Below are 17,097 nucleotides of genomic sequence, written 5' to 3' on the forward strand. Positions count from 1 at the left end.
CGCCGCCACGCGCCATCCCTGGCGCGGGGCGGCTAACCCGGCGTCCTGCCGGGTTGCCCACGGATTCAAGCCTGCGTTCGGCCAGCGTGGTTTAACGGGGCGCCTGAGATCAAGATCAAGATCAAGAGCGACTCGCTTCGCATTGTGGTTAGTGTTGGGTGCTGGAGCGTTTGCTTCACTTCTTCCACATTGCGTTAGAACGGCTTAGGCCTTGGCCTAATGCCAGTCAATTAAGCGTACGCTGCCCTCTGTAGGAGCGAGCTTGCTCGCGAAAAATGTCAACGATAACGCGTGTTTCCTGCATGAACGCGGTGCCTGTGAGTTTTCGCGAGCAAGCTCGCTCCTACAAAAAGCCTTAACTGACTGGTATTAAGCCTTCGCCGGGCCATTGCCGATCTGCCAGACAAACGGCGGCTCGGTGCCATTGATCACCCAGTCGCCGACGATCCGCGCCTTGTAGATCAGCGGATTGTGCGATGACACTGTTCGCGCATTGCGCCAGTGCCGGTCCAGGGCTTTGCCCTGACGTACATCGGAGGCCCCCAGGGCGTTGAACAGTTGGCTGGTGGCCCGCTGGATCAATTCCGACACGACCACCTGGGCCGTCGCCGATTCGATCTCGGCGGCTACGTTGGCTTCGCGTTCGGCCACGTCATCGCCACCGAAGCGGGCCAGATAGGCCCGTTGCGCCGGCAGCGCGGCCTGCAATGCGCTGGCACGGGCTGCGTAGACGAGCGCGGCGACTTCGCCCACCACCTGTTGCACCTGCGCGTCCTGGCTGACGTGCGGGGCGTTGCCGTGGCTGTAGATGCGTTTGCGCGTGCGTACCTGATGGGCCACGTCGTTGAGCGCCGCATGGCCGATGCCGGCCAGGGTGGCGAGCAGCACCAGTTGATAAAACGCGGTCTGGTATTTGAAGCGGGTGGCGAAGTCGATCACGTTTTGCGCTTCGACCACGGCATCGGTAAAGCGCGTGGTGCCGCTGCCGGTGGTGCGTTGGCCAAAGCCGTCCCAGTCATCGCTTTGCACCACCCCAGGCTGGCGCGTGCGGGTGGCGGCGATGACGTCGCCGCCTGTGTCGCTGCGTTGGGCGTATACATCGATCCAGTCGGAAAACAGGCTGCCGGTGCTGTAGAACTTTTCACCGTTGAGTGTCCAGTCGTTCCCGTTGGGGCTGACCTGGGTGACGACGTCGCCGATCGCGACATTGCCGATTTCGGTCCAGGCGCAGCCGACGATGTCGCCGTCGACAAAGCGCTTGAACCACACCTCGCGCGCCGCGCCCGGCGGCGCATTCAGGCGGTCTTCGGCAAACGCAAAATGCCCGCGCAGGGCCTGGGGCACATTGGAGTCGGCGGCGGCGAGTTCGATCAACAGTTCGAACAGCTGCGGCAGCGACGCGCCGCCACCGCCATATTCCACCGGCACGCGCACCGCGCCGAAACCGGCTTCCTTCAACCAGCGGATCGGCTCATGGGGCAGGGTGCGGCTGTGTTCGCGTTCCACCGCGCCCGCGGCGATGCGCTCGAAGATGGGACGGAAGCGCTCGGCCAGGGCGGGGTAGTCGACGCCAACGGACAGCGGGTTGATGACATGTTGCTCGGTCATGGGGGGGCGGCTCCTGGGCAGTGATCAAGTCCCAGGGTGTTTGCACAGTCCGTGCCGGGCACTGCGGCCCGTGTTTACGGCGCGAGGACGCCAAATACTGTTGCGCCAGCAACAGCGTTTGCACAAAACGCAGCGATTCATGACAGTCGCGGCGCTCCGCGCAACGCCCAGGTTGTGCGCCGCAGACCGCAAGGCCAGGGCCTTTGCGCGTGGCTGGCACGCTTGCTGCTCAAGCCCTCCTACATTCCTTTGTGCGAGGTACCCCCAATGAGTCAACACGCCGTGAAATTTGCCTATTGGGTGCCCAACGTCAGCGGTGGGCTGGTGGTCAGCAAGATCGAGCAGCGCACCCACTGGGGCATCGACTACAACCGTAAACTGGCGCAACTGGCCGAAGCCGCCGGCTTTGAATATGGCCTGACCCAGATTCGTTTCACCGCCGGCTACGGCGCCGAGAATCAGCACGAGTCGGTGGCGTTCAGCCACGCGTTGCTGGCGGCCACCACCACCCTCAAGGTGATTGCGGCGATCCTGCCGGGCCCGTGGCAGCCGGCGCTGGCGGCCAAGCAGTTGGCGACCATCGACCAGCTCACCAACGGCCGCATCGCGGTGAATATCGTCAGCGGCTGGTTCAAGGGCGAGTTCCAGGCCATCGGCGAACCGTGGCTGGAGCACGATGAGCGCTATCGTCGTTCCGAAGAATTCATTCGCGCCTTGAAAGGCATCTGGACCCAGGACGATTTCACCTTCAAGGGTGACTTTTACCGTTTCAACAATTACACCCTCAAGCCCAAGCCCCTGGGACAGCCCGAAGTGTTCCAGGGCGGGAGTTCAAGGGCGGCGCGCGACATGGCGGCGCGGGTGTCGGACTGGTACTTCACCAACGGCAACACCCCCGAAGGCATCAAGGCCCAGGTCGACGATATCCGCGCCAAGGCGGCGGCCAATAACCATTCGGTAAAGATCGGCGTCAACGCTTTTGTGATCGCTCGCGATACCGAAGAAGAGGCGCGCGCCGTGCTGGCGGACATCATCGACAAAGCCGACCCGGAAGCGGTCAACGCCTTCGGTGATGCCGCCAGACAAGCGGGCAAGGCGTCACCGGAAGGCGAAGGCAACTGGGCCAAGTCCAGTTTCGAGGACCTGGTGCAATACAACGACGGCTTCAAGACCAACCTTATCGGCACCCCGCAGCAGATTGCCGAGCGCATCGTCGCGCTCAAGGCGGTGGGCGTGGACCTGGTGCTGGCCGGCTTCCTGCATTTTCAGGAGGAGGTGGAGTACTTCGGCAAGCGCGTGTTGCCGCTGGTGCGTGAACTGGAGGCCAAGGCCCTCGTCAAGCAGGTGGCCTGACCCGATTGATCGTTCCCACGCCGAGCGTGGGACGGTCGTACTCCGGTTCTGTGCGGTTCAGGCTGTCGGTTGCAGGGTCAACACCTCAAACCCATCCGCCGTCACCGCCACCGTATGTTCCCACTGCGCCGACAGGCTGTTGTCTTTGGTCACCACCGTCCAGCCATCCTTGAGACTGCGCACTTTGGCGCTGCCCTGGTTGAGCATCGGCTCGATGGTAAACACCATGCCTTCGCGCAGCGCCAGCCCGGTGCCGGGACGGCCGAAGTGCAGGATCTGCGGCTCTTCGTGCATTTCCCGGCCGATGCCATGGCCGCAGTATTCACGCACCACGCTGTAGCCGTTGGCCTGCGCATGGTGTTGGATCGCATAGCCGATATCTCCCAGGCGCGCGCCGGGCTTGACCTGGCGGATGCCGGCCCACATCGCTTCGAAGGTCATTTCTACCAGGCGTCGCGCCTTGGGGGTCACCGTGCCGATCATGTACATCTTGCTGGAGTCGGCGATAAAGCCGCCTTTTTCCAGGGTGATGTCGATGTTGATGATGTCGCCATCTTTAAGGATTTGCTTCGCGCTGGGCATGCCGTGACACACCACTTCATTGATCGATGTATTGATGCTGAAGGGGTAGTCATATTGCCCGAGGCTGGCCGGGCGGGCCTGCAATTCCTGGCGGATGAAGGTTTCGACGGCGCTGTCCAGTTCCAGGGTGGAGCGGCCGGCGGCGACGAAGCCGTCGAGCATGCTGAACACCTGGGCCAGCAGGCGCCCGGACTCGCGCATCAGCGCAAGCTGTTGTGGCGTCTTGATCATTGGCTGCGCCCCCTGATCAGGTCGGGTTTGTCCAGCAACAGTTTGTTGATCAGGTCGTTGTAGGGCAACTGAGGATTGAGCTCGGCAAGCAGGCCGATCTTGATCCAGAACTCGGCCTGGGCGTTGATGGAACGGTCCATCGCGGCGCTGGCCAGGCGTAGTTGTTCGTGCAATTGGTCGGTGATTTTGACGATGCCCATACGCTTCACTGTGAGAATTCAATATACGAAGCGTATATGTTTCGTATGTTTTGCGAAAGCCCCGCTCGACGCTTGGTTGACCCGTTGATTGATTACCACATGTTGCCAAAAAATCGGCTACTTCAAATGCGCCTGATGTGAGACGGGCGGTTAAACGTTTAATCGGCGCGGTTCGGCGACGATGGGTGCGGCGGAATTTACCTCATATAAGCAAGCGCTGAGCTTATGAAGAAAGGTTACAACAGGGGTGGATTTTGCCGAGTAGGCTTCTTTGTTGAAGGCGTCTTCCAAGGCCGGTAAGACGTGGCAGGCAAGTGCCTGCCGGACCCCATAAAAACTGTTGGCAGTCTCAAACAAGGAGAGGTTAGCCATGCTTTCGGAATTAGAGCTTCGCAGTATTATTGAAGGAAGTTTCCTGCCTAAGCGGTGTGAGTGCACCAAAGCCGAAGATGCTTCGCTGACGATCAAGGTGTACGACGACCGCGACCGTGATCGCGTGGAGTTGGAGGTCAAAGGTATCAGCGCGGACAGACTCGACAGCAGTCGCGCCATTTGCAACCTGATCGCCGGGCTGCGTGAAGACCTCAAGCATGCTCACACGCCTGCCCAGCAGCGAGCAGGAGGGCGTGGATTTTAAGAGCGCGCCTGGCTGCGCGTTGACTTGGAGGCCTGGCAGTGACCAGGCCCCTGAGCCTCGTGCTGTTCACCAGCTCATGCGCACCCCGGCGGTGCCGCCCACACCCTCCTGGGCGTTGCCGTCCAGATTGGTGGAGTAGTCCGCCGCCAGGTAAACACTCACCGCCGGCGACAAGTGGGCGATAACCCCGACGCCGACATCGGCGGTGGACGACGCGTGATCGCTCTTGATGCGGTCCACATCGTCGTAGGTCACCGTGTCGCTGCCGCCGAAGGTGCGCCAGGCGTTGGCGCGCGCATACGGTTCGACAGGCGTGGTGCCCACCCGGTAGCGGCCCTTGACGCGGGCACCCAGACGGCCGGTCCAGTACGCCTGGGAGTCGAACGATACCTTGGATATACCGTCGTTCTGGTTGTCCAGGTCAAGGGTCTGGCGGATCACCTGGAACTGCGGTTCCAGCACCCAATGTTCGGAAACGGTGACTGGATAACCCGCTTCGGCGGAGAGCGCCAGGGCACGGCCCTTGGTGTCCGCCTTCACGCCACGGTCGGACTTGCTGTCACCGTCCAGGCGTGTGCCCATGGCGACCAGGTCGATGTACCAGCCTTTGGGGTCGGTGAGGGTCCAGTAGGCGCCGAAGTTATCACCGTCGAGTTTGATCCGCCCGGAGCGCCGGTCCTGAAAGCCTTCGGCAAAACCTTTCACGTCGCCGCGCAAGCGACTCTGCCCGATGAACAGGCCGAAGCGTTGCAGTTGCCCGCCGCTGGTTTGCGCAGCGTAGAGGTCATGCCCCACCTGATAACCCTTGACGCTGCCGTCTAAGCTTGGCGACACGGTGCCCGACCAGTGCTTGTTGAAATCGCCGCCATAGGCACGCGCCCAACCGGCCGCAACTGCTCCCGTTTCAGTGAGCAGGCTTTGCTCGCCCTGGCGTTCATGAAACGTGCCCAGGGCCATCCGGGTCATTATGTGCGCGGCCGGGACCACCACCGAATACACCGGCACTTCCAGGCGATACAGCGGGATGGGTGCGGCACCGACCACGGCTGTTGGCAGCGCCGGGCTGCTGGCGGCGGGTTGCGGTGAATTGGCTGCCGCGACCTGGCTCGGCGGGGGCGCCGGGGGCTCGATCGGCGCGACCGGTTGCGCGGTCGGCGGCTCCACCGGTGGTTCATCGGGGTCGACGACAGGAGGCGTCGGCGTAATCGGTGCAACAGGTACCACCACCGGCGGGGTGGGCGGTACCGGCGGGACGGAGGGTGGCTGCACGGCCACCACCGAAGAGCGCAGGTACCAGTTGTTTTCCGTGCCGGCGGTCACGCCGCCTTTGAACAGCCGATATTCATAGGCACCGGCCGACACCGAGCCCTTCAACGCAAAGGCATCTGCGCTGCTGGTCGCGCCGTTGAGGGCCTGGACCACCTCGATGCCACTGTGTTGAGTCAGCCCGCCTGCACCGCCAAGATTGATGACGCCCAGTTGCGTGTGACCGCTGATAATGCCGTCGGACACCACCAGCTTGTCGGTAGCGGAGTTGTCATCACCGAGGACGCTTTGCAGCCACAGCTGGCCGTTATTGCCCACATAGTTGCCGTGCACCGTCAATGAACTGTTCGCGCGGTTGTCGGTGGTCATGTCAAGGGTGCCGGCGTTGTTCAGCGTCGCCAATTGGCCCGCCGTGTAAGGGCGGATTGCGCCCTGGCTCACCGCCAGGGTACTGCTGCCATCGATGTTGAACGTACCGGTGTTGCTCGCACTGTCACCGAGGAAAAAGTCCCCGACCAGATCAACGCGCGAGGCGTTGTTGAGATTGACCGTCTCCCAGCCGACATAACGCGCGGCGGTACTGGAGGTGGTGTTATCGAAGGTCAGTTGATCATTGCCCAGGCCGCCGTCAATCGACGGCGTGGCGGCCAGCCGGCTTTCAGTAAGACCGCTGAGCAGGGCGTTATCGTCACCATCGCCCATCAAGACTGAAGACTGGACCTCACCGCCATTGCTCCAGGTGAATGTGTCGTTGCCGAAACTGGCGCGGATTTCACCTTTGATCACGCCGCCGCTCACCCGGATGATGTCATCGCCGCCACTGGTGCTGATATTGCCGCCTACGCTGGCTGTTCCCGAGATGTCGACCCTGTCCTTGCCGAACCCGGCGACCAGGTTGCCGAGGATCTCGCCGCCGGTCATCTCGTATTCGTTATCGTCCAGCCTCAGGTCGACCCGGCCAATCGTGCCGGCGGTTTGTCGCGCCACGTCACCGTCGACGAATTCCCTTTCGATGACACCGCCGGTCATCAGGAAGGTATCGCGGCCATCGCCCTGCGCCAGGGAAACAATCCGCCCGCCGTTCATGACGAAGTCATCGATGCCGGTGCCTTGTTGCACAGCGCCCAGGATACTGCCGGCATCGATCAGGATTCGATCTTGGCCCGCGCCGAACGTGACAGGGCCGTTGACGGTTCCCGTACCACCGGCGGGCAGCGTCAGACGATTGTTGCCCAGAAGATCGGTGAGCCCGGCGGTGCTGGTGCCGCTGTCGCAGACGAACGTGTCGTCACCTGGACCGGGGCTGAAAGCGCACGCGGCATGCGCGGGCTGGGGAGTGAAGTACTGCAGTGAAAGAATGCCGACAGCAATAACGGCTCGGGTTGGAAAACCAGATGCCTTGGTCATGACGCGTCCTACGTATTGTTTTAATTACTGCTGTTCTTCGGTGTAGCACAGGTTCGCTGCGTGGCAAGGTTTTTGGATAAAAGGTAAAGGCCGCGCAGGGCGCGGCCGGTGGGCTATCAGCCTAATTGGCTACGGTGAGGCAAGTCCGGCCCGGTGCGGGTGCAGGTCAGCGCCGCAGCGCGGATGGCAAAGCCGAGCATGGCGTCGATCTGTTCGCGGCTGAGCTGTTGCAGCCCTTCAATCGAGTCCAATTGCTGCTCGGTCAACCAGGCAATCAACGCCGCCTGGAAGGTATCGCCGGCGCCGACCGTATCGGCCATCACGATGTCGACGGCCGGTTGCGACCAGGTGCCATGCCTACGGCTGAACACACTGGCGCCATCACCGCCACGGGTGAGGAATACCAACTGGCAGCGGTGTTGCAGCCAGCCTTGCAGCACGCTTTCAGGCGATTGCTCGGGGTACAGCAGGTGCAGGTCTTCATCGCTGACCTTGATCAGGTCGGCATGCTTGACCAGCTCGGCGATACGGTCGCGCCACAGTTGGATGTCCGGTTGCGGATTAAGGCGCACATTGGGGTCGAGGCTGATCAGGCGCTTGCCGCTTTCGCGCTGGACGAGGGCCAGCAGCGTGTCGCCGATCGGTTGCACCACCAGCGAGAACGAGCCGACATGCAGCCCGCGAATCTCATCACCCAGCACCGGCAGATGCGCGACCTGCAGTTGCCGGTCGGCGCAACCTTCGCCGCGAAAGCTGTAGTGCGGCGAGCCATTGGCACCCACGGCAACCATCGCCAGCGTGGTCGGTGCGGCGAACTCCACGAGAAACTGCCGGCTCACGCCTTCATCCTTGAGCACCTGCACCAGGCGCCGGCCGAGGAAGTCGGTGGACACCCCGCCGAACAGCCCGGCCTCGATGCCCAGGCGGCGCAAGCCCACGGCCACGTTGAACGGCGACCCGCCGGCAATAGACGTGTAGTTGACCTTGGACGCAAGCCCGCTGGCATCCTCCTCGCTGAAAAAATCAAACAGCGCTTCACCGCACACCAGATACATAGTCGCTCGCTCTTAAAGGGTTGCCACACGCTGTTGATAGCGCTCGTAGGCCTGTTGATAGGCCCTGACATTGGCCGGCACCGGTAAGGTGCGGCTGGCCGGGTCAAGGCTCACGCATTTGTCGCACAGGCTGGCCAGGGATTCGCCGGACTGGCACCACGCCGCCTGGATCGCCGCGCCCAGGGCAGCGGCCTCGCTTTGTTCGGTACACACCACTTCGGTGTTCATGATATCGGCGACCATCTGCCGCCACAGCGGGCTTTTCGAACCGCCGCCGATCAAGCGGATGCCCAGGCTTTGCAGACCGGTCTGGCGCAGCAGGTCCAGGCCGTAGCGCAAGCCGAAGGTGGTGCCTTCGACCACCGCGCGGCACAGGTTGGCGCGGGTCAGGTTGGTCATGGTCAGGCCGTGCAGGCTGCCGGTGGCCTGGGGCAGGGCGGGCACCCGTTCGCCGTTGAGAAACGGCAACATGCTCACCCCGTCTGCGCCAATGGGGGCCTGTTCGACCAGGGTGTTGAAGGCGTTCAGGTCCAGCTCGAACAGCTCGCGCACCACGCCGGTGGCGTTGGTCAGGTTCATGGTGCAGATCAACGGCAACCAGCCGCCGCTGGATGAGCAGAAGGTGGCGACCGACGCCTGCGGGCTCACGTTGGGCTGGTCGGCGAACGCGTAGACGGTGCCTGATGAGCCCAGGCTCATGGTGATGACGCCGGGGGCGATATTGCCGGTGCCGATGGCGCCCATCATGTTGTCGCCGCCGCCACTGGCGACGATGGCGTTGGGGTTGATGCCCAGGCGCTCGGCGATGGCCGGCAGGATCGTGCCCACCGCCTGGTCGGCTGCGATCAGCTCGGGCAGCGCTGCTTGCAGACGACCACTGGGGTCGATGTGCTGCAGCAGCGCCACGTCCCATTCACGGCGGCGCACGTCGAAATAGCCGGTGCCTGAAGCATCGCCGTATTCGGCGACGGCGCGGCCGGTGAGCCAGTAGTTGAGGTAGTCATGGGGCAACAGGATATGGGCGATGCGCGCAAACAGGTCCGGGTGCTGTTCACGGGTCCACAGCAGTTTTGACACGGTGTAGCCCGGCGCAATGACCACGCCCAGACGCTCCAGCGAGCCGCTTTCACCGCCCAGGTGCTGCAACAGGCGCTCGTTTTCGGCTGCGGTTTCGGTGTCGCACCACAGCTTGGCCGGGCGCAGCACCTGGCCCTGGGCGTCGAGCAAGACCAGGCCGTGTTGCTGGCCGGACACGCCGATACCGAGAATGTCCTGGCCGTCCACCCCGGCCTGTTGCAGGGCGCGGTGGGTGGCTTCGGTAAAGGCATCCAGCCATTCCTGGGTGTGTTGCTCACGCCGGCCGTTGGCGCCGCTGAGCAGTGTGTGCGCGGCGGCGCCCAGGCCCAGCACCTTGCCGCTGGACGCGTCGAGGACGATGGCCTTGGTGCCCTGGGTGCCGCAGTCGATGCCGAGGAACAGGTTTGGCTGGGTCATGATGGAGTGCTCAGCAGTCTTATTGTTGGAGTTGTCAATGCGGTCAATGTGGGAGGGGGCTTGCCCCCGATAGCAGTGGGTCAGTGAAAGATTTATTAACTGACACACCCTCATCGGGGGCAAGCCCCCTCCCACAGTTTCAAGCCGGTCTCTTCAGAAGATGCTCCAGCGTTTCAGTGACGCCGTGATCGCGCAAGCTTGCATAACACCGCTCGAACGCTGCCACAAATGCAGGCGAGTTGGGAATAGCCGTGCCGAAAATCTCTTCAACCCCCAGCAAGCGCTGGCTGATCAACGCGTCATCACTCACCAGCGCTTGGCAGAACGCGGCACGAGGATCGGGAATCGTGTAGGCCACGCCATTTTCGTCGACACCCTTCAAATACAAGGCCCAGGCGGCCACCACCAGCGCCGCGCGCTCGGTCTCGCGCCCATCGGCAATCAAGCGGTTGATGGTCGGCACGGTGAATTTGGGAAACTTCGACGAGCCATCCGAGCACACCCGTTCCAGCTGGTCGGCGATTGCCTGGTTGGAGAAGCGGTCCACCAAGGTCTGTTTGTAGTCCGTCAAGTCGATGCCCGGCACTGGCGCCAGGTTCGGCGTGACGTCCAGGTCCATGTAGGCGCGCATGTAGGCGACAAACAGCGGGTCGTTCATGGTTTCGTGGACGAACCGGTAGCCCTTGAGGAACCCCAGGTACGTCAGGGCCAGGTGGCTGCCGTTGAGCAGGCCGATCTTCATTTCCTCGTAAGGCGTTACGTCATCGGTGAACTGCACGCCGACCTTTTCCCAGGCCGGGCGTCCGTTGACGAACTTATCTTCCAGCACCCATTGCACAAAAGGCTCGCACACCACCGGCCAGGCGTCGTCAATGCCGTGTTCATCATGCAACTGCAGGCGGTGGGCGGTGCTGGTCATCGGCGTGATGCGGTCGACCATGGCATTCGGGAAGCTCACAGTGGCCTGGATCCAGTCATGCAGCTCGGCATTGTGCAGCGCGGCAAACGCCAGCAGGGCCTTGCGCGTGACAGCGCCGTTGTGCGGCAGGTTATCGCAGGACATCACCGTGAACGCCGGGGTGCCGGCGGCGCGGCGTTGGGTCAGGGCGGCGCAGAGAAAACCGAACACGGTTTTCGGTGCGCTCGGGTGCGCCAGGTCATGCTGGATCTGTGGCAGGTGGGCCATGAATTCGCCGTTGCTGTCGTCGATGCAGTAGCCGCCTTCGGTGATGGTCAGTGACACGATCCGGATGGCCGGCTCGGCCAGTTTATCGATCAGCGCCCGGGCACCGTCCTCGGCCAGCAGCATGTCGCTGATCGAGCCGATCACGCGCACGTCGGTGTCGTCGGTGTCGCCCAGTTCATACAGGGTGAACAGATAATCCTGGCCCGCCAGGTCGTCGCGGGCCTTGCGGTCTTCGGCCCGCAGGCCCACGCCGCAGATGCTCCAGTCCAGGCCTTCGCCGGTGTTCATCAAGGCATCGGTGTAAAACGCCTGGTGCCCCCGATGGAAACCGCCGACGCCGATATGCGCAATGCCCTGCGATGTGCTGGCGATGGCGTAGGCTGGCCGCTGCACTTCGGGTGCCAACTGGGTGAGGGTGTGTTTATTCAGCTTCATGGCGTAATACTCGCGAAATCAGGCGGCGGCGCGCAGGGGGCGGGTGACGGCCACGCCATCGGTGTCGAACAGATGGCAGTGCGCCGGGTCCAGGTGCAGGTGCAACGTCTCGCCATACTGGCTGGCCATGTCGCCACGGATGCGCATGGTCAGCGGCTCGCCGTTGGCGGTGATGACGTGGCAGAAGGTGTCGCTGCCCAGGCGCTCGCCGACGTCGGCGGTGACGGTCAGGGTGGTCTGGCCCGGCGTGGCGATTTCCAGATGCTCGGGGCGAATACCCAGGGTCACCGCGCTGCCCACGCTCAAGCTGGCGCCGCTGAGCGGCAGGCTGATCAGGGTGCCGGCGTCGAGTTGCACGTCACAGCCCTGGCCGTCGACACGCGTGACTTTGCCCTTGAGGAAACCCATCTTCGGCGTGCCGAGAAAGCCCGCCACGAACAGGTTGGCCGGCTGGTGGTACAGCTCCAGCGGCGAGCCGACCTGTTCGATGCGACCGCTGTTGAGCACCACCACTTTGTCGGCCAGGGTCATGGCTTCGACCTGGTCGTGGGTCACGTAGATCATGGTCGCCTGCAGCTCTTTATGCAGGCGTGCCAGTTCCAGGCGCATCTGCACGCGCAGGGCGGCGTCGAGGTTGGACAGCGGTTCGTCGAACAGGAAGATCTTCGGGTTGCGCACAATCGCCCGGCCAATCGCCACGCGCTGGCGCTGGCCGCCGGAGAGCTGCTTGGGCTTGCGCTCCAGCAGCGGGCCCAACTCCAGGATGCGCGCCGCTTCATTGACCTTGCTCTCGACGATTGTCTTGTCGACGCCGGCCAGGTCCAGGGCGAACGACATGTTCTTGCGCACGCTCATGTGCGGGTACAGGGCGTAGGTCTGGAATACCATCGCCAGGTCACGCTTGGCCGGGGTCACTTCGGTGATGTCGCGGCCATCGAGTTCGAGGGTGCCCTCAGTCACTTCTTCCAGGCCGGCGATCAAGCGCAGCAGGGTGGATTTGCCGCAGCCCGACGGGCCGACGAACACCACGAATTCCTTGTCGTTCACTTCCAGGTCGATGCCCTTGATGATGGAAAAACCTTCGAAGCCTTTTTGCAGATTCTTGATTTTCAGGTTGGCCATGATGGTCCCTCCGCTTGAAATTATTATTTGACCGCGCCAAAGGACAGGCCGCGCACCAACTGCTTCTGGCTGATCCAGCCAAAGATCAGGATGGGCGCGCAGGCCAGGGTCGACACGGCGGACAATTTGGCCCAGAACAAACCTTCAGGGCTGGAATAGGAGGCGATCAGCGCCGTCAGCGGCGCGGCGCTGGAGGACGTCAGGTTCAGTGACCAGAAGGCCTCGTTCCAGCACAGGATCAGCGACAGCAGCACGGTCGACGCCAGGCCGCCCTTGGCGATCGGCAGCAGCACGCGGACCATTTCCTGCCACAGCGTGGCGCCATCCAGGCGGGCGGCTTCGAGGATGTCCTTGGGAATGTCCTTGAAGTAGGTGTACACCATCCACACCACGATCGGCAGGTTGATCAGGGTGTAGATGATGATCAGCGCAATGCGCGTATCCAGCAGGCCAAAGCTCTTGGCCAGCAGGTAGATCGGCATCAGCACGCCCACCGGCGGCAGCATCTTGGTCGACAGCATCCACAGCAGCGTGCCCTTGGTGCGCTGGGTTTCATAGAACGCCATGGAGTAGGCGGCCGGCACCGAGATCAGCAGGCACAGGGCGGTGGCGCTGAAGGAAATCAGTACCGAGTTCCACGCGTAGGCAAAATAGTTGCTGCGCTCGTTGATGTGCAGGTAGTTCTCCAGCGTCGGCGTGAAGATGAACTGCGGCGGCGTGGCGAACGCGTCGATTTCGGTCTTGAAGCTGGTCAGCACCATCCAGAAGATCGGGAAGAAGATCAGGATCGCGATGGCCCAGGCCAGGGTGCCGAGCAACAGGCTTTGCAGGCGGCGGGATTGTTGAAGCGTCATGGCGCGGCCCTCAAGGCTTGTCAGTCAGGTTTTTGCCGATCATCCGCACCAGGATGATCGCCGCGATATTGGCGATGACCACGGCGATCAAGCCGCCGGCCGAAGCCATGCCCACGTCGAACTGCACCAGCGCCTGGTTGTAGATCAGGTAGGCGAGGTTGGTCGAGGCGTAGCCCGGGCCACCGTTGGTGGTGGTGAAGATTTCGGCGAACACCGAGAGCAGAAAGATCGTCTCGATCATCACCACCACCGCAATCGGACGGGCCAGGTGGGGCAGGGTCAGGTGCCAGAAGATCGCAATGGCGCCGGCCCCGTCCAGGCGTGCGGCTTCCTTTTGTTCCTGGTCCAGGGACTGCATGGCGGTCATCAGCAGCAGGATCGCGAAGGGCAGCCACTGCCACGACACAATGATGATGATCGACAGCAGCGGGTAGTGCGCCAGCCAGTCCACGGGCTCTGCGCCGAAGAACTTCCACACGGCGGCGAGAATCCCCGACACCGGGTGGAAAATCAGGTTCTTCCAGATCAACGCACCGACGGTGGGCATGATGAAGAACGGTGAAATCAACAACACCCGTACCAGGCCGCGGCCAAAGAACTCACTGGCCTCCAGCAGCGCACTGATCAACACGCCGAACACCACGCTGATCAACAGCACGCTGCCCACCAGCAACAGGGTGTTGGTGGCGCCGGGCAAGAAGCCCGAGTCGGTGACGAAATAGGTGAAGTTTTCCAACCCCACGAACTGGTTTTCGCCGGGGTAGAGCAGGTTGTAGCGGATCAACGAAAAGTACAGGGTCATGCCCAGCGGCACGATCATCCACAGCAGCAACAGGGCCACCGAGGGGCTGACGAGGAACCAGCCGGGGTTGGCCAGGCGGTTTTTGGGCGTTGTATTCATGGTGATCAGAACCAGTCAGGTACATGCAAACGCGGTCAGTGTGGGAGGGGGCTTGCCCCCGATAGCGGTGTATCAGTTGATGAATCAGTTGGCTGATCCACTGCTATCGGGGGCAAGCCCCCTCCCACATTTGACTGTGGTGAGGGCTGAGATTACTTGGGGTAACCGGCCCGCTTCATTTCCCGCTCGGTTGTAGTCTGCGCGGCGGTCAATGCAGCATCGACGGTCTGCTGACCGGTCAGCGCACCGGAGAAGAACTTGCCGACCTGGGTACCAATCGCCTGGAATTCGGGAATGGTCACCAACTGGATACCGATATACGGCACCGGCTTCTCGGTAGGCTTGGTCGGGTCCGCCACTTTCAGCGATTCCAGGGTCACCTTGGCAAACGGTGCGGCCTTCATGTACTCATCGCTGTAGGTGGACTTGCGCGTGCCTGGCGGGACGTTGGCGACGCCGTCGGTCTTGGCGACCAATGCGCCATATTCCTTGGAGGTGGCCCAACTGGTGAACACCTTGGCGGCGTCCTTGGCCTTGGAACTGGTGGGGATCGCCAGGCTCCAGGAGTACAGCCACGAGGTGCCCTTGTCGGTCTTCTCGTGGGGGGCGAAGGTAAAGCCGACGTGTTCGGCCACCTTGCTCTGGGTTTTGTCGGTGACAAACGAGCCGGCCACGCTGGCGTCCACCCAGATCGCGCACTTGCCGCTGTTGAACAGCGCCAGGTTTTCGTTGAAGCCGTTGCTGGAAGCGCCCGGCGGACCGGATTTTTTCATGTTGTCGACGTAGAACGTCAGCGCGTCCTTCCACTCGGGGCCGTTGAATTCAGGTTGCCACTTCTCATCGAACCAGCGCGCACCATAGCCATTGGCCAGAGTGGTGATGAGCGCCATGTTCTCGCCCCAACCGGCTTTGCCGCGCAGGCACAGGCCGTATTGCTCTTTGGATTTGTCGGTGAGTTTGGCCGCGAATTCGCCGATCTGGCTCCAGGTCGGGTGCTCGGGCATGCTCAGCCCGGCGTCCTTGAACAGGTCGGTGCGGTAATAGGTGATCGAGCTTTCGGCGTAGAACGGCAGGGCGTACAGCGAGCCTTTGACGGACAACCCGTCACGCACCGAAGGGAATACGTCATCCAGGTCGTAGGACGCCGGCAGGTCCTTCATGGGCTCCAACCAACCCTTGGCACCCCAGAGTGCGGCTTCGTACATGCCGATGGTCAATACATCGAACTGCCCGCCCTGGGTGGCGATGTCGGTGGTCAGGCGTTGGCGTAGCACGTTTTCTTCAAGCACCACCCAGTTCAGCTTGATCTCCGGATGCTCGGCCTCGAAGGTTTTCGAGAGCTTCTGCATACGGATCATGTCGCTGTTATTGACGGTGGCAATGGTCAGGGTTTGCGCGCCAAAGCTGACGGCGCTGAGGGTCATGCATGCAGTCATGCAGGTAGAGGCAAGCAGTACTTTTGCTGTGAACTTCATCGCGCACTCCATTTCCGCGCCCAGAGGCTACGGAAGGACAGTTATTGTTGTTGTGTCTTCCCATCAAGGAGTCAGGAAGAGTGTGCGTTGATTACAGCCTTCAAATGCGCCTGTGACAAATCCTTGGGAGCACTGGGACTGATACTTTTTTGCACTCGGCATGATCGCTCCCACGCTCCGCGTGGGAGCGATCAGTGCAGTGCCTAACCCTCGATATCAGCCAGTACACGCTCAGCCAACAACCGAGACACCTCGATCAACTGCGCAATACCCAGCGCGCCCTCACGGCGTGAGCCGTCGAGGTCAAAGGCGAAATCGCAGGTCAGGGCGTGGGCAGAGGCGAGTGATTCGCTGAGGTTGACCAGCAGGTCTTGGGTGCAGATGCCGTCTTTAACGGTGAACAGCACGCCGGGTGTTGAATCGAGTGGGGGATTTGGGGTGGGTTTGATCATGGTGAAACTCCGGAGATATTAAAGGAGCTGCCATTGATCGCCGCGACGCGATGGGGGTGGCAGCTGTACGCAGGTTCGCGGACCGACTCTCCAGAACATCGGCATACCCGAAGGTATCCCACGCACAGCCGCCATAGCGCCGCACAGTAGACGACAAAAAAGCGCCAACTAAAAGGACACGATGACGCTTTTGCGTCTGAAGAAATACGGGCCGCGACGCCCGACCGCTGATTGTGTAGCGGTGTACGAAGACTAGAGATTGAGTGTCCTAGGGACAACCTCAACGCCTTGTAAGACGTTTCTGCTTTTCCCAATACCTAGCCGAACGGACAGTTGTTTGGCTTAGCGCCAGCCAGCAACATCTTTCTTGCGCCAGTTCGGCGCTATTCCCTTTGCGTACATCAACGCCATGGTCGCGTTTGAGCACCCCTGCACGCTAAAAAAGGACGAAACATGAAAGACACCGATACTGAAATCCAACAATCAACTCGCCCAATCAAAGCCATCTACGACTACGCGACACTCGGCTCAAGAACGCGTATGGGTGGACAAATCATTACTGCAAGCACCAGCCTCGAGATCCATGACTTGCGCATCGCGTGCGTCGGCGACCGAGTGCGCTACCCCGATGGCAAAGAGAGCGAAATTGTCTCGGGAGCAGGTTTCGCAGCCACCTACAAAGGTCTGCCCATCGCCATTGTCGGCAGCGCTACCGACAACGGCGACACCGTGACGGGCAGCCTGCAAAACCTCGCTCAGGTGGTGGAGTACGCGGACGGCGATGGTATTCCTGGCCTTCTAAAGCCTGGATATCACGGGGAGAGTCAGATCTGAGGCGC

General features: G+C 61.9%; 15 protein-coding genes. 3 read left to right on the forward strand and 12 right to left on the reverse strand.

Translation table 11 applies throughout. The features are described 5' to 3' along the window. Positions 1-369: 369 nt before the first annotated feature. Positions 370-1,608: an acyl-CoA dehydrogenase family protein gene (locus CIB54_RS25825; RefSeq protein ID WP_101221341.1), complete on the reverse strand. Its 1,239-nt coding sequence runs from the start codon at positions 1,606-1,608 to the stop codon at positions 370-372. A gap of 267 nt (positions 1,609-1,875) precedes the next feature. Here CIB54_RS25825 and sfnG point away from each other — a divergent pair, with 267 nt between their 5' ends. After that, positions 1,876-2,961, forward strand: coding sequence for a dimethylsulfone monooxygenase SfnG (gene sfnG / locus CIB54_RS25830; protein WP_065952545.1), 1,086 nt, complete (start codon positions 1,876-1,878; stop codon positions 2,959-2,961). A gap of 57 nt (positions 2,962-3,018) precedes the next feature. Here the strand turns inward: sfnG and map are convergent, their stop codons facing one another. Then, complete coding sequence (gene map / locus CIB54_RS25835) at positions 3,019-3,774, reverse strand: type I methionyl aminopeptidase (RefSeq protein ID WP_101221342.1); 756 nt, start codon at positions 3,772-3,774, stop codon at positions 3,019-3,021. Continuing rightward, positions 3,771-3,974 carry a ParD-like family protein gene (locus CIB54_RS25840; protein ID WP_065887356.1) on the reverse strand — a complete coding sequence of 68 codons (204 nt, stop codon included), beginning with the start codon at positions 3,972-3,974 and terminating at the stop codon, positions 3,771-3,773. The genes map and CIB54_RS25840 overlap by 4 nt, the downstream gene beginning before the upstream one ends. A gap of 370 nt (positions 3,975-4,344) precedes the next feature. On the opposite strand from CIB54_RS25840, the gene CIB54_RS25845 reads away from it, so the two are divergent. Further along, on the forward strand, positions 4,345-4,611 hold the full coding sequence (locus CIB54_RS25845; RefSeq protein ID WP_065952547.1) for a DUF1652 domain-containing protein: 267 nt from the start codon (positions 4,345-4,347) through the stop codon (positions 4,609-4,611). A gap of 66 nt (positions 4,612-4,677) precedes the next feature. Here CIB54_RS25845 and CIB54_RS25850 read toward each other — a convergent pair whose 3' ends face one another. The 9 genes from CIB54_RS25850 to CIB54_RS25890 form a co-directional block, all read right to left on the reverse strand. Then, positions 4,678-7,284 (reverse strand): autotransporter family protein, encoded by a 2,607-nt coding sequence (locus tag CIB54_RS25850; protein ID WP_101221343.1) that lies wholly within the window; start codon positions 7,282-7,284, stop codon positions 4,678-4,680. Between the two features lie 116 nt (positions 7,285-7,400). Continuing rightward, positions 7,401-8,339 carry a carbohydrate kinase family protein gene (locus CIB54_RS25855; protein ID WP_101221344.1) on the reverse strand — a complete coding sequence of 313 codons (939 nt, stop codon included), beginning with the start codon at positions 8,337-8,339 and terminating at the stop codon, positions 7,401-7,403. A 12-nt stretch (positions 8,340-8,351) separates the two neighbouring features. Next, positions 8,352-9,833 carry a xylulokinase gene (gene xylB, locus CIB54_RS25860; protein ID WP_101221345.1) on the reverse strand — a complete coding sequence of 494 codons (1,482 nt, stop codon included), beginning with the start codon at positions 9,831-9,833 and terminating at the stop codon, positions 8,352-8,354. A gap of 139 nt (positions 9,834-9,972) precedes the next feature. Continuing rightward, the gene (locus CIB54_RS25865) at positions 9,973-11,454 is read right to left on the reverse strand and encodes a mannitol dehydrogenase family protein (protein WP_101221346.1); all 1,482 of its coding nucleotides are present in this window, start codon (positions 11,452-11,454) and stop codon (positions 9,973-9,975) included. Positions 11,455-11,472: 18 nt separating this feature from the next. Beyond that, the gene (locus tag CIB54_RS25870) at positions 11,473-12,576 is read right to left on the reverse strand and encodes an ABC transporter ATP-binding protein (protein ID WP_065952552.1); all 1,104 of its coding nucleotides are present in this window, start codon (positions 12,574-12,576) and stop codon (positions 11,473-11,475) included. 23 nt (positions 12,577-12,599) lie between these two features. Beyond that, positions 12,600-13,430: a carbohydrate ABC transporter permease gene (locus CIB54_RS25875; protein ID WP_065887345.1), complete on the reverse strand. Its 831-nt coding sequence runs from the start codon at positions 13,428-13,430 to the stop codon at positions 12,600-12,602. A 10-nt stretch (positions 13,431-13,440) separates the two neighbouring features. After that, on the reverse strand, positions 13,441-14,331 hold the full coding sequence (locus CIB54_RS25880) for a carbohydrate ABC transporter permease (RefSeq protein ID WP_065952553.1): 891 nt from the start codon (positions 14,329-14,331) through the stop codon (positions 13,441-13,443). A 152-nt stretch (positions 14,332-14,483) separates the two neighbouring features. Next, complete coding sequence (locus tag CIB54_RS25885) at positions 14,484-15,806, reverse strand: ABC transporter substrate-binding protein (RefSeq protein WP_101221347.1); 1,323 nt, start codon at positions 15,804-15,806, stop codon at positions 14,484-14,486. Positions 15,807-16,009: 203 nt separating this feature from the next. After that, positions 16,010-16,258, reverse strand: coding sequence for a DUF6124 family protein (locus tag CIB54_RS25890; RefSeq protein WP_101221348.1), 249 nt, complete (start codon positions 16,256-16,258; stop codon positions 16,010-16,012). Between the two features lie 453 nt (positions 16,259-16,711). On the opposite strand from CIB54_RS25890, the gene CIB54_RS25900 reads away from it, so the two are divergent. Beyond that, a complete protein-coding gene (locus CIB54_RS25900) occupies positions 16,712-17,092 on the forward strand; it encodes a PAAR domain-containing protein (RefSeq protein WP_198557222.1) in 381 nt (126 codons plus the stop codon). Positions 17,093-17,097: the final 5 nt, after the last annotated feature.

It is taken from the genome of Pseudomonas fluorescens (genome assembly GCF_002837185.1).
GTDB classification, from domain to species: Bacteria; Pseudomonadota; Gammaproteobacteria; order Pseudomonadales; family Pseudomonadaceae; genus Aquipseudomonas; species Aquipseudomonas fluorescens_AM.